Below are 21,591 nucleotides of genomic sequence, written 5' to 3'. Positions count from 1 at the left end.
GCCGCCCCGACGAGTCCGCAGCCAGCCCCGTGCCGTCAAACGCAAGATGTCCAACTACCGGCTCAAACGGGCAGAGCACCACGCCTGGCCCCAGCCCACCAGAGCACCGACCGACCCCATCATCATCCACCCACCCTGAACTCGACACCGGTAACGCAACGGCATTGCCTTTGGGGCCTGTTGCGAAAGTGGAGTTATCGGACTGGATGTGCCCTGCGGCAGGTACCGTTTTTTGTCAGCCTCTCGGGGGCCGCTGCCTCTGGGGACCGTCAGTTGCCATCGGGAGGCTGCGCAGTGTCAGGGCAGCCGGCGGGGGCAGCGGTTTGTTGGCCGTGTCGGTGCGGAACGACTGGAGGAGATAGGCCACCAGGCGACGGGACGCTGCACCATCATCCGGTAGGGCGGTCACCAGACCGCAGTGTGCCAACAGGACCACGGCGAGGTCGGAAGGGTGAAAATCGGCCCGCAGCGCGCCCGACGCCTGGGCCCTGCGTACCAGGGTCGTGAAGTCCCGCTCGGCTCGCTGCCGGGACTGCGCGTGTTCCGACGTGGTTTCCGGGAAGGCCGCGACGAACGCGGCCGGGAACCCGCGTTCCTCCCGTTGCAGAGCACAGACCGTCTCGACCAGCTGCTGGAAGCCTTGCCACGGGTCAGGGGCGGCCAGAGCCTCGGTGAGCGCCCGCTCGCAGGTCTCCATCTGCTGCGCGAACGCGCCCCGCACCAGAGCGTCCCGGGTCGGGAAATGCCGGTACAGCGTCGCCACGCCGACCCCGGCCCGTCGGGCCACGGTCGCCATCGGGGCGTCGATTCCGTGCGCCGCAAAGACCGCACGGGCGGCGACGAGGAGGCGCTCCCGGTTGCGCCGGGCGTCCGCCCGTACCTCGTTCCGGGCTGTGATCCGAGAGGATTCCGCCATCACTGTCTCTCGCTTCCGGTCCAAGCGGACGATTGCGTCCACTTAAGAGTTTACGGTCGATGCCAGATCCCTGTTGGGCCCCGGCGGCGAAGGCAGAACGATGAAGGACCGCATGATGAAGGCAGTGCTCTACGACCGCTATGGCGGCCCCGATGTGCTCTATACGGGCCGCGTGCCACGACCCGAGCCGCCCCCGGCGAGGTCCTTGTGAAGGTGCGCGCGTTCAGCGTCAACGGCGGCGAACTGGCAGTCCGTGCCGGCCGTCTCCGCCTGCTGAGCGGCCGGAAATTCCCCAAACGCGTCGGCTTGGACTTCACCGGCGAGGTCGCCGCACCGGGTGCCGGAGTCACACGGTTCGCGGCCGGCGACCGCGTATGGGGGATCTTGGGCCGCACCGCCGGGTTCGGCAGCGCCGCCGAGTACGTGACCGTGCCCGCCGAGCGGGTCGGCCGGCTCCCCGACGGCCTTGACCTGGTGGACGCCGCCGCGCTGCCGGTGGCCACCACGGCCATCACCGCACTGCGGGACAAAGCCGGGCTGCGCCCCGGCGAACGACTCCTCGTCCGGGGCGCGGCGGGCGGTGTCGGCAACGCCGCCGTCCAGCTCGGACGGGCGTACGGCGCCGAGGTCACGGCCCTGGCCCGAGCAGCCAACCTCGACTTCGTCCGCGGGCTCGGCGCGCACCAGGCCGTCGACCACCGGACCGTGCGGTCGGCGGAACTGGGCCGCTTCGACGTGGTCCTGGACACCGCGGGGACCGACCTGCGGGCCTTCCGGCGCCTCCTGAATCCGGGCGGGCGCATGGTCACCATCGCCTTCGACTGGAAACGGCCTGCGGCGTCGCTCGGCTACCTCGCGGCCGGCACGGTCCACGGACACGGCCGGGTGCGTTTCTTCAGCGGCAACCCCACGCGGGCGGACTTCGACGACCTCGCCCGCCATGTGGTCGAGGGCAAGCTGAGCCCTGCGGTGGACACGGTCTTCCCCTTGGAGGAGACAGCAGCGGCACATCGGGCGCTGGAGGCGGGCGGCGTCCAGGGCAAGTACGTGGTCAGGGTCGCGTAGGACGTCTGTGGAGGTGCTGATCACAGCCACTCGTTGATGGCAGCGATGAGGACGGTCGCCTCGTAGCGGACCGCCAGCTTGTCGTATCGCGTGGCGACGGCGCGGTGCCTCTTGAGGCGGTTGATCCCGCACTCGGCCGCATGCCGCTGTTTGTAGTCGTCCTTGTCGAACTTCGGCGGCCGGCCGCCACGCGATCCACGCTTGAGGCGGTTGCGCGCCTGGTCGGCTTTGTCGGGGACGGTGCAGCGGATTCCGCGGCGGCGGAGGCAGGCGCGGTTTCCGTGGGAGGCGTATGCCTTGTCAGCGCGGGCCCGATGGGGACGGACACGTGGCCGACCCGGCCCGATGCGGGGCACGCGGATATTCTCCAAGACGGGTTCGAACTGCGGCGAGTACCCGCGCTGCCCAGCGGTCACCACGATCGACATGGGCTTTTGGCCTTGCTCGACGGCCAGGGACTGGAGCTGGGTGAGTATCCGGTGCCAGGTGCCGTTCCGCTGCCATCGGCGGAACAGGGCGTAGACCCGGTTCCATGGTCCGTACTCGACGGGTACGTCCCGCCATGGAACTCCCGTCCGGACACGAAACCGTATGGCGTCGATCAGCTGCCGCCGAGGCCAGACGGGTGGCCGCCCCGTCCTGGCACCCTTCGGCAACACCGGCTCCAGCACCGTCCACTGCTCGTCCGTGAGATCTCCCCGACTCATGAACGGTGATCATTCACAGCCCAAGATCCACTTTCGATACACGGCCTAGGTTCTGCGGTTTCGTGAGCACTTCCGCGTGATCGGAAGCACCGCTCGGGCATTTCCGCGTGATCATGGGCAGCGGTAACGTTCGGTAGCGGTCAGCTGTCGACTGTCAACGAACTTCCGGCGTTTGAGGGTCTTGTTGAGTGGTGGCTCCCGACGGCTGTTCAGGTGGCGATGTCGGCAAGCCTCGTAACCTCATCGAGGTCGTCCGTGGCGGGAATGAAGATGATCTCGTCTATGCCGAGATCGGTGTACTCCGTGATGGTCTGCTCGATCGTCGCCCGGGTGGTGCGGAGCACCGCGTTGGCGGCGATGTGTTTGGGGGCCAGCCGGTAGAAGTCCTGGATGTTCGCCCGTCCGGTCTTGGTGTCGCCCAGTGCGAAGTAGGCGAGGACGACGAGTTTCGGAGCGCCCTGGCGGCCCGCCTCCCGCCAGGTCCGTTTCGCCGCCTCGAATCGGGGCGCCGTCATTTCCGGCGGCAGCGAACCGCCGATGTAGCCCTCGCCCCAGCGCACCATGCGGTCCAGCGCACGTGCGGAGTAGCCGCCGAACAGCAGGGGGACTTGCCGGGTTCCCGACGGCACGGCCGGGTTCGGTCCGTTGCCGACCGGCGCCCCGCTCCAGATCTCGCGGTACGTCGCCAGGTCGGATTCCAGCCGCGCGCCACGACCGTGCATGTCGTGCCCGGCTACCGTGAACTCGTCCTCGCGCGATCCCACGCCGACACCGAGGGTGAGGCGGCCGCCGGCGATCCCGTCGATGCCCGCGATTTCCTTGGCCAGCAGGGCACCGGGCCATGCCGGGGCCAGCAGGACCGCGCTGAGCAGTCCGATCGTGGTGGTCGCCCCGGCCGCGGCCGCGAGCGCGACGGTGTCGCTGACACCGGGGTATGCGTAGCGCCCGGTCGTGGCGAGGGTGGAGAATCCCGCTTTCTCGGCCCGGGTCGCCCAGCGTGGGAGGGCCGACGCGGTGACATTGCGTACCTGATTGGGAAGGCCGATGCCGATCTGCACAGTGGTTCCTTTCCGTGGTGGGGGCAGTCCTGCTCAGGGCTTGCCGGGCAGGCTTCGGAAGAACTCCCGGATGTCGGCAACGAGTAGCTCGGGTGCTTGCAGGGCGGGGAAGTGCCCGCCGCGGTCGTACTCCCGCCAGCGAGTGACCGCGTGGGAGCGTTTCGCCAGGTCCTGGATCGCGTTGTCCCCGGGGAAGTTCGCCACCGCCGTCGGTATCCCCGACGGCAACGGCCTTGCCGCCGGCAGTTCGGCTGCGGCCTCGAAGTAGAGGCGTGCGGCCGAACCCGCCGTCTTGGTCAGCCAGAAGATGGTGACGTCGGTCAGGATCGCGTCGCGATCGATGGGGGCCTGCTGAGTCTGGGTGGGGTCGTAGTCGACGAACCACTCCAGGTTCCAGGCCAGTTGCCCGGCCGGCGAGTCGTTGAGCGCGTAGGCGATTGTCTGCGGGCGGGTGCTCATCTCGTGCATGTAGCCGGAACGCCCATGCCACCAGCGTTCATGGTGGAGCGCTCGTTCGCGATCCGCTTCGCCGAGTGTTTCGAGCTCGTCGGGGGACTGGGGCCAGGCGGCGAAGGCCAGCGCGTTGACGTGGACCCCGATCACCCGTTCTCCGGCTACCCGGCCGAGCTCGGGCGCGATGAGGCTGCCGAAATCCCCTCCCTGGACCGCGTAGCGCTCGTACCCCAGGCCGCTCATGAGGTGAGCCCAGGCAAGGGCGGTGCGGTTGACGCCCCAGCCGCGATCGCGGGTCGGACCGGAGAAGGCGTACCCGGGCAGTGAGGGAGCGACAATGTGAAAGGCGTCGGCCGGGTCGCCGCCGTGCGCGCGGGGATCGGTGAGCGGTTCGATGATCGCCTGGAAGTCGGCAACCGTGCTGGGCCACCCGTGCGTGATGATCAGAGGTGTCGCGTCCGGCTCGGGGGAACGGACGTGCAGGAAGTGGATGTTCTGCCCGTCGATCTCGACGGTGAACTGCGGGTGTGCGTTCAGCGCCGCCTCGTGCGCTCGCCAGTCGTAGCCCTCGCGCCAGTAATCGGCCAGGTCCCGCAGCCATGCCTTGTTGATGCCGTAGGACCAGCCGGCCCCAGGCAGCTCATCGGGCCAGCGGGTGCGGTCCAGGCGCTCCGCGAGGTCCGTGAGATCTGCTTGGGGTATGTCGATTCGGAAGGGGTGGGGTTCGGATGCCATGAGACTCTCCTGTTTGTGCAGAGCACAGTGCGGCGGCACGCCGCTGAAGGTGGTGTTGGGCGTGCGGCAACGTTCGCCTCTGCGCGTCATGGTTCGGCGACATGCGAACGTTTCGTGGAGCCATGTCGAAGTGGTGCGACGGGTGCGGCAGTTCGAGCACCGCAGGGCCGTGGGGTGATGTGGTCGGTTGCGGCCGACCGCTGCAGGTGGGCCGGGCGGGGGTTACCCGGCCGACTGGTTCAAGCGCCGTTCTCGACCAGTGCCTTGAGCCGCGGCAAGGTCTTCTCGATGCCTTCGGCGTTCCAGCGGGGCCACGGTGTGCGCACGAGCAGTCCGCGCACCGGCGAGGTGGAAAAGTCGCAGGTCTCGGACACCCGCGTGGTGCCGTCGGCCTCTTCGAGTTCGTAGCGCCAGCGGTGCTTGCCGGGGTGGCACCACGCGATGCGCCGGTCCGCCTCGAACTCCACAACCGTGTTGACGATCTGGTAACGCACACCGAACAGTTTCATGGCTGTTTTGAACGTGTCGTTCATGCCCAGCCGGGCCGGTCCCGAGACCGCGTTCTTCACGGTGCCTGAACCGTCGAAGTCGGCGTGGCGGTGCGGATTGGCGAGCACCGAGAACACCGCCGAGGGTGGGGCGGTGATGACGATGCTGCGTGAGATCAGGAGGGGGCGGGGTGCGGAGGACATGCGGTTCTCCTCGTCATTGCGGCCCGAAACGCAACATGACAACATGTTGCCATGCCTGAGAAGCTAGTGACACGACAACATGTTGTCAAGGATGGTGGCCGGGCCTGTGATGCCTACAGCGCGCTGATCGACCAGGTCGGCAGACTCGCCGACGTCGTCGAGGCGATCGGCAACGGCATCGCCCGACCGACCGGCCAGAGCCTGGCGCGCTGGCAGGTCCTCGCCGAGGTCGAACACGAATCCGCCCCGGTCGGGGCCATCGCCTGCCGGCTCGGCCATACGCGCCAGGCCGTCCAGCGTGTCGCGGACCTGCTCGTCGAGGACGAACTCGCCTGCTACCGGCCCAATCCCGCACACCAGCGGGCCAAGCTGCTCGAAGTCACCCCGAACGGCCGCGCCGCACTGCACAGGATGCAGACGGCCTACACCCAGTTGGCCCTCCGCACTACGGAAGGTCTCGCCCCGGAAAGGCTCGACCTCGCACGCGAGACCCTCAGTGAACTGCAGCACCGCCTCGAATCCGAACTCCCCTGATGCATCGGATGGCGCGGCAGTACCGGTGGCTCGACGTACAGATCCCCGGCGGGACCGCCACCAGGGCCCCCTCGCCCCCGGCCGACGAAACGGTCAGGACCCGGGCGCGGACCGTCGAAGACGCCCGCAGATCGAACACGCAGAGAACTCCAGCGCAAGGCATGAGGGCGATCTTCCTTGCCATGCTTACCTCTGCGACGAAGTAAGGGAGTTCGGCAGGAATGGCCGAGTAGCCAAAGCGCATTGGTGCCGGACCGTTCCGGCGCACGCATCTTCACCTATAGCGCCGGATCACTGTCCTTCCATCGCCGCTCATCCAGCCCGTGGAAGGACACCTTCGTGCCCAAGCCGCCCGCCATATGTTCCTGTCAGCACCCTCACGCCCGACATGGTGGCCGTCCTCTTCTCGTCGGCTGGCCTGCCATCGGCGCCGCACCGAACTGAAACCCTGTCCGCTGGGCCCGGGGGCTGAACTGTCCGAACGGTGTGCGGTGACTATCCGGTCGACATATGCGTCAGCTCGGCCCGGTCAGATCGCCGAAGTTTCCGGCTCCAGCTCGGGGGGCGAAGGCCATGGCCTCATCGCGGGTGGAGGACAACGCCTGCTCTCCCGCGCCGCGCGGAGCGCGCACCGCCCTCGCCGCGGGTCCGAACGGCCAGCTCCACCTGGACTACGTGCTGTCCATCGGATCCGGCGTCACCGCCCACCCCTTGCGGGCGGTCCCCGAGGCGCCCGCCCGCAAGGGCGCGAACGGCTGCCGGCCCCAGCCCCGCTACCGCCAGGCCCCGCTGACCGTGGCCGCGCACGCCGCCGGCCTGGGAGGCCGCGGCTTCAGCGAGGTCACCTGGCGGCAGGGCTCGCGCGGCCCCGATGCGCTCGCACTTCGCGGCCCTGCGCATCCGCCCGGCCGGAAACTCCGTCACCCGACCGCTCAGAGCCCGGGCCTCGGCCGAACAGGGCTGGTGGGACGGCATCCTGCCCGGCCCGTGGCTACTGGCCGAATGGCCGGCCGCGGCGGAAACACCCACCGAGTACTGGTTCTCCGACCTGCCCGCCGATACCGCACCGCAGGACCTGGTGCGCTGGGCGAAGCCGCGCTGGCGCGTCGAGCACGACTACCGCGAACTCAAACACGGCCCGGGACCCAACCACTTCGAAGGACGCTCCTGGCCGGGCTGGCACCACGTCACCCTGGTCACCGCCGCCCATGCCTTCCTCACCGAACAGCGGCTCTCCCCAGAAGCCCCCAGGCCGGCCTCACCCTCTGCCACGTCCTCGACCTCCTCCAGGACGTGCTGAAGTGCTGGACCGGCGTATGCACCACCTGTCACCGCCCACTTACCAGACAGCGGACGGCGACAAGACCCACTCGCACTTAACGGAGTCCTATTAGCCGAGGCGGTGGTGGTTGAGGACGTGTTGGGCGGTGTGGAGGAGGGGTTGGTTGTGGTGGAAGGAGTGGGCGCGCAGGCGGGCGAGGGCGTCGTCGGGGGTGAGGTCGTATTTTTCGGCGAGGACGCCGGCGGCCATGTGGACGGTGGGCGGGTAGCCCTGGGGGCCGCGCTGGGCGGGGCGGGAGGGGGCGTTGAGGAGGTGGGGGTGTTCGTCCAGGGCGAGCAGGGCGAGGATGCGGGCGTAGGCGGCGGCCCGGGTCTTCTGGTCGGGGGTGAAGGGGACGGGCTGGCTGCGGTAGAGGTCCATGGCGCCGACGGGGAGGGTGCCGATGGTCAGGGGCAGGGCCAGGACGCTGCGGGCGCCGTGTTCGCGGGCGATGGGGGTGTAGGCGGGCCAGCGGGCGGCCGTGTGGTGCAGGTCGGCTGCTTCGGCGGGTTCGCGGTGGGTGTAGGCGTCGGTGCACGGGCCTTCCCCGGTGACCAGCTGGGCGTCTTCGAGCGCCCGGGCGCGTTCGTCGGTGGCCGCGGCCAGCAGCCGCAGTTCCCCGGCGACGACCAGGGTGGCGCCGGCGAAGTCGGCGTGCAGGTCGTCGGCGCAGGCCCGGCAGGCGGTGGTGAGCGTCAGGCCGTCGGTGAACACGGCGGTGCTGATGCGCTGCCACGCCGCGGCGTGGTGGTCGTGGTCCACGGGGTGTCCCTTGAGCGGGGTACGTGCCGGGCAGGGGCGGGAGGGACACGTCCTTCCGCCGGGGTCCGGGGCGGGATGGGCCCAGGGTACGGGCCGGGGCGGGGCGGGCGGTCTTGCCTGGTCAGGGGCGGGGGATGGCGTCGGTGTCGAGGGCGCCGTCGATGAGCTGGCGGCACAGTCCGGTCAGGGCCAGCTGGTGGCTGCGGGCGTAGCGGCGCAGGGCGTCGAAGGCGTCGTCGAGGGTGGTGTTCCAGCGTTCGGCCAGGACACCCTTGGCCTGCTCGATGACGATGCGGCTGGACAGGGCGGCCCGCAGCTGGGCCCGCTCGACGTTGCCGAACATGATGGTGCGCTGCTGCAGGATGGCGATGGTCGCCACATCCGCCAGCGCCTGCGCGACCCGGACATCGGCCGCGCTCAGGCTCTGCTCGCGGGCATCGAAGAGGTTCAGGGCGCCCACGGCCTGCTGGCGCAGCCGCATGGGCAGGGCGTGGGTGGTGGCGAAGCCGGTCTGGCGGGCGCGTTCGGCGAACTGCGGGAACGCGGCGGTGTGCTCGGGGCAGACGAGGCTGATGTTGAGGCGGGCGGTGCCGCTGCGGTGGCACTCCACGCAGGGGCCCTGGTCGGTCTGCAGGGCGAACAGTTCCAGCAGCCGGGTGTGCTCGTCGGAGGCGGCGATCAGCTGCAGCCTGCCGTCGGGGTCGGTGAGCATCACTCCCACGGCCGTCACGTCCAGCAGGTCGTTGCAGCGGTCGCACAGCTGGTGCAGGAAGTCGATCAGGTCGAAGTCGTCGACGAGGGTGTCCACGGCATCGACCATGGCCGCCAGCAGCTGCTCTTCACGTGTCATGCCCGTCAGTCCCTTCGCCGGCACCTGCGTCCGGCCCGTTTTCATCATCTCTGAAGTGCAGCCGCCGGGCCACCACGTCCTCGGCGACCTCCGTCACCGGGCGGCCGTGGCGAAAGGCGTGGGCCCGCAGCCGCAGCAGCGCCTGCGCCAAGGGCACGCCGGCCTGCACGCTGACCATGCCGCTGGCCTGGTGGACGGCGGCCCGGTAGAACTCCGAGCCCTCTTCCCCGCAGGCGAACGCGCCCTGCTGCGGGCCGCCCTTGAGCAGCACGGCGGTCAGCGCGTTGGCCACCACCCACGCGTCGGTCATCGCGGCATCCGGCAGCGGGCCGGGCGCCGCGCGCTGCAGGGTCAGGGTGCCCAGACAGGCGGACCCGACATGCAGCGGGAAGCAGAAGAGCGCCCCGATGCCCAGGGCCGCGGCCTCGGGCAGCAGCGCGGGCCAGCGGCCGGCCGGCACCCGCGCCAGATCCGGCACCAGCACCGGCGCACAGCAGGCCGCCACCTCCGGGCCCGGCCCCTGCCCCAGCTCGTACTGCAGGTCCTCCAGCCGCGCACTCGCGCCGGCGGAGCACCACACCACCTCACTCGGGCCGCTGTCCGTCGTCACCGAGGCGGCGACACCGTCCACCCCCAGGGCCCGGGCGCACCGGTCCGGAGCGGCACCGACCAGGCCCGTATCACCGGCAGACGGGGGCAGGCCCTCCAGCACGGCAGCCAGGTCATTGTCGGCACCCACGCTCCACACCTCCTGTCCCAGCCGCCCTCTGGCTCGGGAGGCCAGCCCCTGCGGCGCGGCGCAGGGACGGTCTCAGTCTATGCAGTTCTGACCGCTCCAGTGCTCCGCTCTGACCGCTCAAGTGCTCCGCGCAGCAGAGGCCGGCATAACGGCTCCGAAACCTTCGTGCGGAGCCCGGCCGGGCGAAGAAACTGCTGCCGGATGCGCGCGGGCCCTGTGGAGCGCCGCAGCGAGGCGTAGGGTGAAAGTACGGCTGCCCGCAGGTGACGACCTCGTCCACCCAGGCTGACATTGGCTTCCGATCGGGGCAGCGTCGGCGGTGAATGCCGGAGATCGGAACACCCGATGCCCACGCACCGCAGGGCCGCGAGCCCGCCCCTTTCCGCACCGAGCTTGCGATGACGGCCCCGCGGCCGGAAGCCGTCGCCCTCGCCTCCCGCTTCGCGGGCCAGACCCACCCGGCCCGGCACATCGGCGAAGCATGCCGGACAGCGCTGCGCGGCGCGTATTCGGTGGGACTCACACTGGCGGCGGACGCCGCCCTGGCCCAACGCGTCTCACTGTGCGCCGCCGCCCGCTGGCCGCCCGCGGCGAAGCACTGCAGATCAACCTCGGAGAAGGCCCCTGCGTCCAGGCCCTGGACCGGCGCATGCAGGTACGCGCCGACACCCTTGACGACCCCGCCACCACCCGCGAGTGGCCCCTCTACGCCCAGCAGGCGATGGCTCACGATATCCGCGCGGTCTTCGCCCTGCCCGTCCTCAACGGGCCCGCCCCGGCACGGCAGGCCGGACTCGTCCTCTCGCTCTACCGCGACCGGCCCGGCCCGATCTCCGAGGCGGACCTGCGCACCGCCCAGGACCACACGGACGCCGCCGACCTCCTGCTCCTGACCACCCCCGTGCCCACCGAGGACGACCTCGCCCACGCCTGGCTCCTGCCCACCGAAGCCGTCGTCCACCAGGCCACCGGCATGATCAGCTACCGCCACACCCTCACCACCGGCCAGGCCCTGGCCCTGCTCCGCGCCCACGCTTACACCCAGGAAACAGACCTGACCACCCTCGCCCACGCCATCGTCCACGACCACCTCACCCTCCCCGACCCGCCGCCCTCCGACCCCCCACCGAACTGAGGGCCTCGAAGCCGGTCCGAACGGATTTGGTGACACGGACGTCTTGCATGAGGCAGATGAGGCCGTCGTGCGTACTGGGTGCAGGCGGTGCGTGATCAGAGAAGGCTTATTCGGCTTTCCTAGTCGCGAACTGTTCGAGACCGTCGTAGTAGGCGTCGGTGTAACGCCATGGGGCCAGGAACGTGGGTCACTACTGAGTTTGTGGCGTGATGCCGTCAGGGTGAGCCCGGTGGCTGTGAGGCATCCATCGATGACGTCGCTGCGGTCTGCATCTCGCGGAGACGGCGCCGCAGCACGCGGATCAGGTGGTCGGGGCCGGTGAAAGAGGTGTTGCACTGCCCCGTGCGCCGGAGCACTGAGCTGGTGGGCGGCGGTCAGCAGGTTCCGGTAGTCGGTCCAGGTGAAGCTGTGCCGGCCGCCCCGCTTGGATGTCCATGCGGGTGATGGCCCGCATCTCCCAGCCGGACCAGTAGGGCGATACGTGGTTCTCGATGCTGGAGGCGTCACCGCGCAGGGTGGTGGCCTCAACGATGCGGGCGTTCCACCAGCGGTCGTGCCATTCGCGGAAGGGCACTGCGCTGACCCGGGGATCGCGTAGCGCCCCGCGGGCGGACTGGGTCTCCGTCTCGGTGTCCCAGGCGCGCGATCGCCGGCAGATGCCGCCACGCGCACCCGCTGGTCAACACGTACACCGCCACCGTGAACACGGCCCGCTCATCGCTCGGAGCGGCCTCACCGACCTGCGGACGGGACGTGAACGGCGGCAGCGGGGCGATGGTGCCGCAGTTCACACCGTCGCCCCGCGGAACGCTCTCTTACCCCTTACCGATGAGCGGTGGGAACCGCGCACCCAGCACCCTTCCGGGAACGTTGCGCTCCGGGGGGATCAATATCTATTCCCGCGAGATGAGGGTTTCGCGGGGCATGCGGGAAGAGTTTTTGCCGCAGTGAACAGATCGAAGTTATTCAGTGCACACAGGCCGCCCCAGCGTGCTACTGTCGTTCTCAGTTGCAGTTGTGGTTCCCGAACTTCAAGTGCCCCCATTCGGCTCGTGCCGACGGGAGCGTGTTTGTATTTCCGGTCATTTTCCGGGCGGGGTAATCATTGCGGCGACACGGTGTCCGTAAAGTGCGGATTCCGATGTACTGCCCCGAAGGAGATATGACATGGCTGCTGGTACCGTGAAGTGGTTCAACGCGGAAAAGGGCTTCGGCTTCATCGAGCAGGACGGTGGCGGCGCTGACGTGTTCGCCCACTACTCGAACATCGCCGCCCAGGGCTTCCGTGAGCTGCTCGAAGGCCAGAAGGTGACCTTCGACATCGCGCAGGGCCAGAAGGGCCCGACGGCCGAGAACATCGTTCTGGCCTGACACTGAGGCACATTTTGCAGCTGGGGCCCGCATCCTTCGGGGTGCGGGCCCCAGCTGCACGCAGTTTCCGCGGCCGTTCCGCCGGCGGGACGAAACGGAGGTATCCGTAGTCTCGCCACGCGCGGGCCCCCTTCAGGGATGCAAGTGCTTCCTGAAGAGTTACACCGCAGTCGACGCCCGGACTTCGCGTCCCCCGTCGCGTCACATAATTCAGCATCTGTGCCCGCGTGAATTTCCGCCGGCCGGACGTGCTTTCTTTTACCATCGGTCCATACCTGTAATTCTCCATGTCGCTCATTGCTGCGGGAATTCCTTGATATGCGCCGCATCGAGGAAGGTTCCGCATGGACCGCACACCCACGAACGACCGTTTCACCCGCAACCGTGGTGGCAGCGCCGCCGCAGCAAAGGGCGGCAGCCGCTTCGGCTCGACGGCACCGCGCCGGTCCGGCGGGCCCGCCCGTTCCGGCGGTAACGGCCGCCGGAACGGATCGGCGCAGGGTGAGTTCGCACTCCCCAGGACGGTCACCGCCGCACTGCCCGCCGTCGACAGCTTCGCCGATCTCGGCATGCCCGAGCAGCTCTTGGCCGAACTCGGCAGGCAGGGCATGAGTACCCCGTTCCCGATCCAGGGCGCGACGCTGCCGAACTCCCTGGCCGGCCGCGACGTCCTGGGCCGGGGGCGCACCGGTTCCGGCAAGACCCTCGCCTTCGGCCTCGCGCTGCTCGCCCGCACCGCCGGACAGCGTGCCGAGCCCCGGCAGCCGCTGGGTCTGGTCCTCGTACCGACGCGCGAGCTGGCGCAGCAGGTGACGGATGCGCTCACTCCGTACGCCCGCTCCGTCAAGCTGCGGATGGCCACGGTGGTGGGCGGGATGTCGCTCGGCAAGCAGGCCGGCGCGCTGCGGGGCGGGGCCGAGGTCGTCGTCGCGACCCCGGGCCGGCTCAGGGACCTCGTCGCCCGTGGTGACTGCCGGCTGAACCAGGTGGGCATCACGGTGCTGGACGAGGCCGACCAGATGGCTGACATGGGGTTCATGCCGCAGGTCACCGCGCTGCTCGACCAGGTGCGTCCGGAGGGGCAGCGGATGCTGTTCTCTGCCACCTTGGACCGCAACGTCGACCTGCTGGTACGCCGCTACCTGACCGACCCGGTCGTGCATTCGGTCGACCCGTCGGCCGGTGCGGTCACCACGATGGAGCACCACGTCCTGCACGTGCACGGCGCCGACAAGCATGCCGCCACCACGGAGATCGCCGCCCGCGACGGCCGCGTGATCATGTTCCTGGACACCAAGCACGCCGTCGACCGGCTCACCCAGGACCTGCTCAACAGCGGGGTACGGGCCGCCGCGCTGCACGGCGGCAAGTCGCAGCCGCAGCGCACCCGTACGCTGGCGCAGTTCAAGACGGGGCACGTCAGTGTGCTGGTGGCGACCAATGTCGCGGCGCGTGGCATCCACGTCGACAACCTCGACCTCGTCGTCAACGTCGACCCGCCGACCGATCACAAGGACTACCTCCACCGCGGTGGCCGCACCGCCCGCGCCGGCGAGTCCGGCAGTGTGGTCACCCTCGTCACACCGGGCCAGCGCCGCGGCATGGTCCGTCTGATGTCGGACGCCGGCATCCGGCCGCAGATCACCCAGGTCCGCTCGGGCGAGGAGGCATTGAGCCGGATCACCGGCGCCCAGGCCCCGTCCGGCATCCCGGTCGTCATCACCGCGCCGGTGGCCGAACGCCCGCAGCGCAGCAACTCCTCCGGAGCCCGGGGTCGGGGCCGACGCCGCCCCGCTTCGGCGGCCCGGCGCGCGCCCGTACGTCAGTCCGTCGTCAAAGCGGCGGCCTAGAACCTTCGGGATCAGGAAGCTGACCCATCTCTGCAGGAGGCACCTTTTGTCGCTGATTCGGATGCAGCCCCTCCCGGCGGATGCCGGCCCCGTGCGCAGGAAGGCGGTTGAGGCCATGGACGCGGCCGGACCGCAGGTCTGGGACGACATGAGCGTCGAGGTGGCGCTGTCCGTCATGGCCGCCGCCCGCACGGGCCGGCTGGTCGTCTGCGACCAGGACAGCCGGTGCACCGGCCTGGTCACCCGGAACGAACTCACCGCCGTCCGCGACAGCTCCGCTTACACGGACCGCGTCCGCCTGCGCGACGTCCTCGGTGCCCACGCGCCGTTCGCCGCACCCGTGACCACGATGGCCGAAGCCGAGCACGCGATGCGCACCCGTCGGCTCGGCGGCCTGCCGGTGGTCGATGAGCAAGGTGAAGCTCCGGGCGCCCTCGCCCTCTCCCGCTGAACGGCCGCGCCCGGCCGGGCCGTCCTTCCCCCTCTTTCTTGCGAGGTCACATGCGCTGCGTCATCGCCCGTTTCCCCTTCGAGCTCACCAAGAGCGGCGTGCTGGAGTCGATGAAGGGCATCAAGCCCGAAGCCGGTACCGGTGAAACCGTGACCATCGGCCGCCGCCGCTATCCCGTCAAGCAGGTCGGCCAGGTCATCACCGGCCAGGACCGCCGTGATTTCACCGCAGGCGAAGTCGTCCGGGCCATGACGCGGCTCGGCTTCACCTGCCACACCCTCCCCGAGGCCGTGCCCGCACGAGTCCTCAGCCCGCTCCAGCAAGCCTCCGCGATGCTCGGCACCCCCGTCTCCGCCTGAACGAGGGAACAAGGCACGAGCCGACACCTGCACGCGGTGTGGGCCCGGCCGGCGCGTGCCGGCCGGGCCCACACCGCGTGCAGCGGGTTACCGCCGCAGTGGTTGCTCAGTGGTCGGAATAGCTGAAGTCGCCTACGGTCCAGGCCCTGACGTCGTTGATCGCGACACGGTACATCCCGCCCGTCTCCGGGATCCCGACCGTGCCCTGCGGGATTCGGGCGACATGGAAGTGCAGATGCGTAGGCGGCCCGTTCGTCACGGGGATGCCGAAGACGGCGGAGAACTCGCCCACACGGTCCGGATCCGTCAGCACCTCCGACACCCAGTGCCGCCACACTGCTTCGGGAGTCAGCCGACCGGTGGCGACAGCCCCACCGGTGGACGCGTTGGCAGCGGTGACGGCATGGCGGACCGAGTCGTACTCATGCCTGCTTTCGCGCGATGTCCTGTTCGAGCTGTGTGACGTGTTGCTGTGCACGGTCGGTCCGGTCCGCACGCTCGTGGACCCGGCCCTCGCCCCCGAGCACCGGCGTGGACACATGCCCTCTACCGCAGGCTGACCAGGGCCGAATCGTGCCGCTCGGCTGCGTCGGGCTTTGGCCGGGGTGTCGTTGCCCCGGGCGCTTTGCTGGCCGCCTGCCAGACCTTTGGCCGGGGCCGCCCTGGGAGTCGACCCTGCCCCCAGAGCACCACCTCCCGCACCAGCACCAAGCAGGGCACCCCCGCCGACCATCTTGTGAACTTCCTCAGCCGGGACTCCCGCGCACTCCGGAACCTGGCCGACTCGGCTGACCACGCGGCGAAGACGGTGCAGGCAGCGGAGGCGGCACGGCGAAGATCCACCGACGCGCCCAGCTAGGCCAGCAGACGCGCTCTCCGTGGCCAACGCACGAACCGGACAGGGGGCTCTGGTGCCAAGTGACGCAGCGAAGGGCGGACAGCGGTGGTGGATGGATCACGCCTCATGCTTCCTGCGGCACGAGTAGTGCTCGGGCAGCCCTTCGGGTCCTGGAAGGCTTGCGGGCTGACCGCAGCCGAAGCGGCAGAGCGGGATCGCTTGACCCGATGCATCGACCGGAACCCTGGCGGCCTCGGTTTCCCGGGGGCGGGATTCAAGGACGATCGCGCGGCTGCCGCGTCCCTGCTTCGGTGCAGCCCGCACCTCCGATGCCGGACGGTCCTCGGTGCACCTGTCGCGCCGGGCCCCTTGCCGTACGGGTGGCCGGCGCTCCTTGTCGTCCCGGGCGGGCCCGTTCGCCTCGAGGTACTGCTGCCACTGCTGGGCGGGGAGCCACCCGTGGTGGCCGCCCCGCTGGAACGGGATCCGCTCACCGGCCGCAGCTTCCACGATGAACTGGGTGAGGGTCAGGCCGCCTTCCCCTGTGAAGGTGCTCGACTGATGGGCGGGCACGAGGACGCGGTGCCGGCCTCCGCAGTACCCAGTGTCGGTGGGTTTCTCCGGGTCGTACGGCTTCTCCGGGCACCGGGTGAGCGCGCCGTTCGGGCTGCACCGGCCCTCCTCCAGGACGAAGTTGCCGTCCTGGACCGCGATGGGGTTCTTCTGTACGCGGATGACGGAGGCCGGCAGGTTGGGCGTGCGGACGTAGGGGACGGTGCCGATACCTGCGTGGTCGGGGTCGGCGAAGTCCCAGACCGACTGAAATACCGCCCCGGCGCCGGAATCCCTCCCGTGCACGCATCCCGCGGGCTGTCTGGGCGCTCAGCTGAGGCTCGTAGCCCAGGACGATGCCGTCGGCGCCGTTTATGCGTACATCGAGGCGCGCGTGCCCGTCTGCGCTCTGCGATGCGATGTCGGCGTGGAAGCCGTGATCTTCGGAGTCCTTCGCGACGCGTTCCTTGCGGGCGAGGTGCTCGTCGGACTCATGGCTGATGGGCTTCTCCCCGGGTTTCCGGTAGTGGGAGGCAAGCCATATGCCGTCACGCTGGACGAGGTACATGGGGACGCGCCGGCCGCGGAGATCCCGGCAGTCGGGGCAGATGAGCCCGCGCTTATCGACGGGCACACGTCCGCGCATGCGCAGGAGCACGTTCAGGAGGTCATGGCCTTGCGGGACGCCGAGGTCGAGGCGGTCCAGGTCGAGGTTGCGACCGGCCGGTTCGTAGTAGACGGGATTACGGAACAGGTCTTCGTCGCTGTCGATCTGAAGGTCGTCGCTCATCGGAACTCCCCGCAGCCGTCACGAGTAGGACTCACTACGCTACGGGGAGGGTCTGACAATCGTCCGCGGCGTCGAAGCGGGGGCGGCGGTCCGCGCGGATTCGGCAGGCTCTCACACCCTGGGCACCCCCTCATCGACTTCGTTGAAGGCACTCTGCGGCTGGGCGAACGCCGCACCGTCCCCGTGTCTCGCCGGACCGTGTCTTATCGGGCCGAACCCGGGAACCGCCGGGTGACTACTGTCGTACAAGCCCCGTGTACATCGGCCTCCCACGTCGCGGCGCGTGAGGGATCAGGTCATTTCTCCTCGATCAGCTGCCCGAAGCCGGGCCGGGGCGGGCGGTCAGGTGCGCTTTCCGAGGGTGGGCAGACCACCGGAAACTGTGCGGACGCTGCTGCTGGGCGCCCGGTCGTCACAGCCACGATGCAGACGCTGCGGTCGCCTTGCTCCCGGCTGCCGGGGCGGCCGCCATGTCCGTTCCGCAAGAACGCGGTCGAGCAGAACCTTCCATATCTCCCGTCGCTCGGAGCTGGCGGAGGGCATGAGGAAGACGCGCGAGCCGGCGCTTGGTTCCATGGACACGCTGTACCTGGGGCCCACATGCGTCACCCAGGTCACAGGGGCGGGGGACGGGTCGGGGCAGATGTGCAGGTCCGATCACCTCTGGTCGCCGAAAGCGGCTCGCGAGAGGGGAACGACTCCCTCCGTCACCATCCGATGGAAGCGACTGCCGGCTGCTTACGAGTTTCTTGCGCCCGCTTGCCGACCTTCACACATCGGCAAGCGGGCGCAGGTTCGGCAGCGGAACCGCCATGTCGCGGGCTCCGCACGAAGGAGGGGCGCTGTCGAGGATCGTCAGGGGCGACGATCTTCGGTACGTAGGAACTTCGGTACGTAGCTGCCTACGCACCGTCGCGACGCCATGAGGGAGTGCGTCGTACAAGGGCTGCAGAGCGGCGCTCTGCCCGTCTGGGGTGCGGGTGCGGTGGCGTGCCCGGGAGCGCATAAGGCAGCCGGGGTGGCTGTTGTGGAAGCTGTCGCTGAGCAAGAGATCCTTTCCGATGAGGTCGAGCCAGATGATGGTCATCTCGTGCTCTTCCAGCCATTGGTCCAGCCAGAACAGGTCGATGGGGGAGTACCCGTACTCGCCGAGGAGGTCGACTGTGGTCGCGATCGTGGGAACGCTGAAGGGCTGTCCGTACTCGTGCGCGTGCACGTGTGCTTCGGCTGCGTCATGTTCACCGAAGGGATATTCGCCTGCAAAGCCGTCTCTGTGGCCAGTTCCGCCCACACGGCTGATCTCATCGGCCAGGTACTTGGCCGCCAAGGGGCCGTCGCGAGTTCGCGCGGTGATGACCACCACGTCATCGGTCACGTCAACCGACTCGACCACCACCAAGGCCGGCAAGGGGCCCTGACCTGCGGATTTGTGTGCGCGCATTATGTGCGGTGTGGGCGTTACGGGCGAGACCTTGACGCCGAAATGACGCTCGTGATGTTCATTCGACGCTCGTCCTGATGGGGCGTCAGGTGTACTGCGTCGCTGGTCAGGCGATCGGGTGCGAAGCCCGGTCAAGCGGTGTTGCGGGGAGCTTCATGACGACCAGCGGCCATGCTCACCGACTCGCGCACCCCCAGCAGGTTCTTGGCCCACGGTCGGTACCGTGCTCATGATGCGCTGAACTGCTGCGATGCCGGCTGTGACTGCCGCTGGCGGAGTATTGGCCCGTGTATGGTCCGGTCTTGGCTTCTGCCGGCGGGAGCTGGGACGGGCTGGGCTGTCGGGGCGGTCCGGGGGCGGTCATCGCCAGGTGAGCACGTACGTGGAACCAGCTCCTCACGAGCGGAGACCGTCTCGACAACATCGGGACCGCCGTCATCGGCCATGGGAACCGCACGTCCGCGTTCACGCGCCGTCTCGTGACGGAACGATGTCCGCTCCGGCGTGGAGCGGACATCGGTACGGCTACCGATCGGCGTTGCGGCCAGGGAGTGTCGGACCCGCCGCGTACAGCCGGTCCCGGGCAGCGCCGGGCGGTGCCGACGGAGGGCTTCAGCCCAGGGGGAGTTCGAGGTAGGACGCGTTGCCGTCGGGGGAGCTGACGGTGAGGGTGTGCGGTGCCTCGTTGGTGTCGCTGTAGAACGCGTCCTTGCTGTCGATGACGAGCATCAGACGGCGCCCGGCCCGGACGTCGTAGCCGGTGGCCTGGAGTTCGAGGTCGACGGTGTTGGAGCCGCCGACGGTAGCGGCCGGCGCGGTGAACGGCGCGTGGGTGATGATGTGCGCATTGCCGTCGGCTCCTGCATCGAGCAGGTAGGCGATGAAGGTGGCTTCGCGCGTGCTGCCGGTGACGGTCAGGTGCAGCTTGGGGGTGCCGTGCAGGCGCAGGCGCTCGGAGGCCGCCGGCGCGGACCAGACAAGCGCGTCGGAACGGGGGATGTCAGGTGTCGCGTACACCTTGGGACGCCCCAGCATCTCTGCCATGCCGGTCCAGATGACGGTGTCGGCGACCACGGCCAGGGTGGGCGTACCGATCTGGAACGCCCGCTCCCAGCCGACCGACTCGGCTTCGGCCAAGTGCCCGTCGTCACCACCCTCGGCGGGTGTGGTGAGGTACAGCTTCCGGGTGTCTTGGGTGACCGAGTCCCAGTCGGGGTGGGTCTCCAAGGCGCGGGACCACATGATCTGGCTGACGACCTTGCCCTCGTTCCCGGTGCCGTTGTCCTCCTCCATGAGGAAGTGGTCGAACCACCGGTTGGCGGCGGACCAGATCCGGTTGGGCAGGCCGATCATGCCGGACATTTCCGGCCCTGAGTGGTCGCCGACCGAGAAGAGCAGCTGCTTGGGTCCTTCGAGCCTGTTGAACATCTCCAGTGTCTGGTTGGACGGGAAGAGCGTCTCGTGCCATGCCTGTGCGAACAGGACGGGTACCTGGCGCGCGTTGAGCGCGTCGATGTGTGTCAGCGGGGAGCGGTCCTCGGCCCACAGCAGGATGTTCTCGATGTCCGCGCCGGCCAGGACGAGGTCGAAGATCTCCTGTGTGCGCTTGCTGAGCCGGGCGTTCTTGGCGGCGCCCAGTAGCGCCGTGACGGAGGCCAGGTGGCGGGTGCGGTTCTCGTAGAACGCTTTGCCCAGGTCTCCCCAGGTGCTCATCGCCACGACGGCGTCGACCCGGGAGTCCTGCGCGGCGACGATCTGGCTGATGCCGGAGCCGTAGGAGTCCCCGAGGAACCCCACCTTGGTGGGCGGCTGCCCGAGTGCGCCGGTGAAGTAGTTGAGCGCCTCGATGCCGTCCTGGATGTCGGCTTCGCCGGCGACCTCGACCTCGCCCTCGGACTGGCCGAAGCCGCGGGCGCTGTAGGCGAGCACGTCGTAGCCCTTGACGGCGAACCGGAGGCCCTGGACCGCATACGCGAGCCAGCCCATGTCCGCCCACGGGGAGGGCATGATGATGGCCGGCCGCGGCGTGCCGTCGCCGTGGATCCACTGGACGGCGTCGAGCGCGTCACCGCCGGCTCCGGGGACCCGCACCTTGCTGAAGCGGGTCACCCTGCGGGCCTCGTCCACCTCGGAGGCGAGGGCGGGAGGCAAGCCGGAGGTGTCGCCGGTTTCCAGGGCGTGGGCGACGCCGGGGAGGTCGGTTTCCTCGGGCGAGATGTACAGGCCGGCCATGGGCGGAACCTGTAGGGTGCTCGGCTCGCCGGTCGGCCGGGCGGGGCCCGACTCCTCAAGCGGGGCGTTGAGCGCCAGCAGGCTTACCGGGTCGTTTGCGAGACGTCGTGCCCAGACGGTGCGCTCGGTCATGGCGGGGTGCTCCTTCTCGGAAGAACGTGCGACAGGATGCGGACGTCGGCGCGAATTCACCTGGTCGCCTGGTGGAGGGAATGGCAAGCGGCCGAGTGGTCAGCGGGGAGTGATTCCGGCGAACATGCTCGCCGTATGCCAACCGAGCAGTAATTGCCGTTTCATGCGGTGGTCGGCCCGCCGCATCAGGATGTACTTTCCGAATTCGACCGTCAATGGTGCCTCAAGATGGGGCGCTACATGGCCGGTTCTCGCCCGGCGGGCCGTCACGTGGGCCGCGGGCCGAGAACACCACAGGCCCGTCAAGTGCCCTGTCGGAACAACAGTCGCATCAGCTTCAGCCCGGCACCTCGGTCGTGACCGTCCGTGCCGGTCGCGGCCAGGAGAATCGGCGTGCCAGGCCGACCGGGTCCGGGGTCGTCGTCCGGTACGGCCCAGGGAGGCGTGCGGATCGTCTCCCCGCTGCTGTGGTCATGGGCGCGGTATTGTCCGGCGCGTACTTCGAACGTTAAGTCGGTCGTGCGCCCGAGAAGGCCAAACGTCAGCCTTGCGGCACCATTCTTCCAAACGGGACACGTCCCCCGCCTGGTGCGGCCGGAAGGTGAAAT

18 protein-coding genes and 2 pseudogenes are annotated in these 21,591 nt (G+C 69.3%); 8 read left to right on the top strand and 12 right to left on the bottom strand.

Annotated features, from left to right (window positions below; genetic code table 11):
• Positions 1 to 235: 235 nt before the first annotated feature.
• On the bottom strand, positions 236 to 916 hold the full coding sequence (locus ACEXOX_RS03245; protein WP_406518967.1) for a TetR/AcrR family transcriptional regulator: 681 nt from the start codon (positions 914 to 916) through the stop codon (positions 236 to 238).
• 100 nt (positions 917 to 1,016) lie between these two features.
• On the opposite strand from ACEXOX_RS03245, the pseudogene ACEXOX_RS03240 reads away from it, so the two are divergent.
• Positions 1,017 to 1,981: pseudogene (locus ACEXOX_RS03240) on the top strand (NAD(P)-dependent alcohol dehydrogenase).
• Between the two features lie 20 nt (positions 1,982 to 2,001).
• Here the strand turns inward: ACEXOX_RS03240 and ACEXOX_RS03235 are convergent.
• From ACEXOX_RS03235 to ACEXOX_RS03220, 4 genes are all read right to left on the bottom strand, one after another.
• Positions 2,002 to 2,688, bottom strand: a complete 687-nt coding sequence (locus ACEXOX_RS03235; protein ID WP_406518966.1) for a transposase — start codon at positions 2,686 to 2,688, stop codon at positions 2,002 to 2,004.
• A 209-nt stretch (positions 2,689 to 2,897) separates the two neighbouring features.
• A complete protein-coding gene (locus ACEXOX_RS03230; protein ID WP_406518964.1) occupies positions 2,898 to 3,746 on the bottom strand; it encodes an LLM class flavin-dependent oxidoreductase in 849 nt (282 codons plus the stop codon).
• 33 nt (positions 3,747 to 3,779) lie between these two features.
• The gene (locus tag ACEXOX_RS03225) at positions 3,780 to 4,934 is read right to left on the bottom strand and encodes an epoxide hydrolase family protein (protein ID WP_406518963.1); all 1,155 of its coding nucleotides are present in this window, start codon (positions 4,932 to 4,934) and stop codon (positions 3,780 to 3,782) included.
• A gap of 239 nt (positions 4,935 to 5,173) precedes the next feature.
• Complete coding sequence (locus ACEXOX_RS03220; protein WP_406518961.1) at positions 5,174 to 5,626, bottom strand: SRPBCC family protein; 453 nt, start codon at positions 5,624 to 5,626, stop codon at positions 5,174 to 5,176.
• Positions 5,627 to 5,677: 51 nt separating this feature from the next.
• On the opposite strand from ACEXOX_RS03220, the gene ACEXOX_RS03215 reads away from it, so the two are divergent.
• On the top strand, positions 5,678 to 6,160 hold the full coding sequence (locus tag ACEXOX_RS03215; RefSeq protein WP_406518960.1) for a MarR family winged helix-turn-helix transcriptional regulator: 483 nt from the start codon (positions 5,678 to 5,680) through the stop codon (positions 6,158 to 6,160).
• A 666-nt stretch (positions 6,161 to 6,826) separates the two neighbouring features.
• Positions 6,827 to 7,460: pseudogene (locus ACEXOX_RS03210) on the top strand (IS701 family transposase); the annotation flags it as partial.
• Between the two features lie 90 nt (positions 7,461 to 7,550).
• Here ACEXOX_RS03210 and ACEXOX_RS03205 read toward each other — a convergent pair.
• From ACEXOX_RS03205 to ACEXOX_RS03195, 3 genes are all read right to left on the bottom strand, one after another.
• A complete protein-coding gene (locus ACEXOX_RS03205; RefSeq protein WP_406518959.1) occupies positions 7,551 to 8,243 on the bottom strand; it encodes a GAF and ANTAR domain-containing protein in 693 nt (230 codons plus the stop codon).
• A gap of 121 nt (positions 8,244 to 8,364) precedes the next feature.
• On the bottom strand, positions 8,365 to 9,093 hold the full coding sequence (locus ACEXOX_RS03200) for an ANTAR domain-containing protein (RefSeq protein ID WP_406518958.1): 729 nt from the start codon (positions 9,091 to 9,093) through the stop codon (positions 8,365 to 8,367).
• On the bottom strand, positions 9,083 to 9,832 hold the full coding sequence (locus ACEXOX_RS03195) for a GAF and ANTAR domain-containing protein (protein ID WP_406518956.1): 750 nt from the start codon (positions 9,830 to 9,832) through the stop codon (positions 9,083 to 9,085). Before ACEXOX_RS03195 ends, ACEXOX_RS03200 begins: the two co-directional genes overlap by 11 nt.
• A gap of 562 nt (positions 9,833 to 10,394) precedes the next feature.
• On the opposite strand from ACEXOX_RS03195, the gene ACEXOX_RS03190 reads away from it, so the two are divergent.
• The 5 genes from ACEXOX_RS03190 to ACEXOX_RS03170 all read left to right on the top strand — a co-directional run bounded on the left by ACEXOX_RS03190 (position 10,395) and on the right by ACEXOX_RS03170 (position 14,998).
• Positions 10,395 to 10,967, top strand: coding sequence for an ANTAR domain-containing protein (locus ACEXOX_RS03190; RefSeq protein ID WP_406518955.1), 573 nt, complete (start codon positions 10,395 to 10,397; stop codon positions 10,965 to 10,967).
• 1,167 nt (positions 10,968 to 12,134) lie between these two features.
• Positions 12,135 to 12,338, top strand: a complete 204-nt coding sequence (locus ACEXOX_RS03185; protein WP_014145516.1) for a cold-shock protein — start codon at positions 12,135 to 12,137, stop codon at positions 12,336 to 12,338.
• A 344-nt stretch (positions 12,339 to 12,682) separates the two neighbouring features.
• Entirely contained in the window at positions 12,683 to 14,188 is a 1,506-nt protein-coding gene (locus ACEXOX_RS03180) for a DEAD/DEAH box helicase (protein WP_406518954.1), read from the top strand.
• Positions 14,189 to 14,249: 61 nt separating this feature from the next.
• Positions 14,250 to 14,639: a CBS domain-containing protein gene (locus ACEXOX_RS03175; protein ID WP_406518953.1), complete on the top strand. Its 390-nt coding sequence runs from the start codon at positions 14,250 to 14,252 to the stop codon at positions 14,637 to 14,639.
• Between the two features lie 50 nt (positions 14,640 to 14,689).
• Positions 14,690 to 14,998: an SCO5918 family protein gene (locus tag ACEXOX_RS03170; RefSeq protein WP_406518952.1), complete on the top strand. Its 309-nt coding sequence runs from the start codon at positions 14,690 to 14,692 to the stop codon at positions 14,996 to 14,998.
• 106 nt (positions 14,999 to 15,104) lie between these two features.
• Here the strand turns inward: ACEXOX_RS03170 and ACEXOX_RS03165 are convergent, their stop codons facing one another.
• The 4 genes from ACEXOX_RS03165 to ACEXOX_RS03150 all read right to left on the bottom strand — a co-directional run bounded on the left by ACEXOX_RS03165 (position 15,105) and on the right by ACEXOX_RS03150 (position 20,983).
• On the bottom strand, positions 15,105 to 15,476 hold the full coding sequence (locus ACEXOX_RS03165; RefSeq protein WP_406518951.1) for a hypothetical protein: 372 nt from the start codon (positions 15,474 to 15,476) through the stop codon (positions 15,105 to 15,107).
• 477 nt (positions 15,477 to 15,953) lie between these two features.
• Complete coding sequence (locus tag ACEXOX_RS03160) at positions 15,954 to 16,694, bottom strand: hypothetical protein (protein ID WP_406518950.1); 741 nt, start codon at positions 16,692 to 16,694, stop codon at positions 15,954 to 15,956.
• Between the two features lie 1,253 nt (positions 16,695 to 17,947).
• Positions 17,948 to 18,577: a hypothetical protein gene (locus ACEXOX_RS03155; RefSeq protein WP_406518948.1), complete on the bottom strand. Its 630-nt coding sequence runs from the start codon at positions 18,575 to 18,577 to the stop codon at positions 17,948 to 17,950.
• Positions 18,578 to 19,231: 654 nt separating this feature from the next.
• Positions 19,232 to 20,983 carry a CocE/NonD family hydrolase gene (locus tag ACEXOX_RS03150; RefSeq protein ID WP_406518946.1) on the bottom strand — a complete coding sequence of 584 codons (1,752 nt, stop codon included), beginning with the start codon at positions 20,981 to 20,983 and terminating at the stop codon, positions 19,232 to 19,234.
• Positions 20,984 to 21,591 lie beyond the last annotated feature (608 nt).

The organism is Streptomyces sp. Ac-502 (assembly GCF_045222935.1).
GTDB lineage: Bacteria > Actinomycetota > Actinomycetes > Streptomycetales > Streptomycetaceae > Streptomyces > Streptomyces monomycini.
This window is presented reverse-complemented; position numbering and strand designations above follow the sequence as displayed.

What these genes read in the sequence shown, in the direction of transcription:
- ACEXOX_RS03245 (WP_406518967.1), bottom strand. Translation starts at nt 916, where the DNA reads ATGGCGGAATCCTCTCGGATCACAGCCCGGAACGAGGTACGGGCGGAC.
- ACEXOX_RS03235 (WP_406518966.1), bottom strand. Translation starts at nt 2,688, where the DNA reads ATGAGTCGGGGAGATCTCACGGACGAGCAGTGGACGGTGCTGGAGCCG.
- ACEXOX_RS03225 (WP_406518963.1), bottom strand. Translation starts at nt 4,934, where the DNA reads ATGGCATCCGAACCCCACCCCTTCCGAATCGACATACCCCAAGCAGAT.
- ACEXOX_RS03220 (WP_406518961.1), bottom strand. Translation starts at nt 5,626, where the DNA reads ATGTCCTCCGCACCCCGCCCCCTCCTGATCTCACGCAGCATCGTCATC.
- ACEXOX_RS03215 (WP_406518960.1), top strand. Translation starts at nt 5,678, where the DNA reads ATGCCTGAGAAGCTAGTGACACGACAACATGTTGTCAAGGATGGTGGC.
- ACEXOX_RS03200 (WP_406518958.1), bottom strand. Translation starts at nt 9,093, where the DNA reads ATGACACGTGAAGAGCAGCTGCTGGCGGCCATGGTCGATGCCGTGGAC.
- ACEXOX_RS03185 (WP_014145516.1), top strand. Translation starts at nt 12,135, where the DNA reads ATGGCTGCTGGTACCGTGAAGTGGTTCAACGCGGAAAAGGGCTTCGGC.
- ACEXOX_RS03180 (WP_406518954.1), top strand. Translation starts at nt 12,683, where the DNA reads ATGGACCGCACACCCACGAACGACCGTTTCACCCGCAACCGTGGTGGC.
- ACEXOX_RS03175 (WP_406518953.1), top strand. Translation starts at nt 14,250, where the DNA reads ATGCAGCCCCTCCCGGCGGATGCCGGCCCCGTGCGCAGGAAGGCGGTT.
- ACEXOX_RS03170 (WP_406518952.1), top strand. Translation starts at nt 14,690, where the DNA reads ATGCGCTGCGTCATCGCCCGTTTCCCCTTCGAGCTCACCAAGAGCGGC.
- ACEXOX_RS03150 (WP_406518946.1), bottom strand. Translation starts at nt 20,983, where the DNA reads ATGACCGAGCGCACCGTCTGGGCACGACGTCTCGCAAACGACCCGGTA.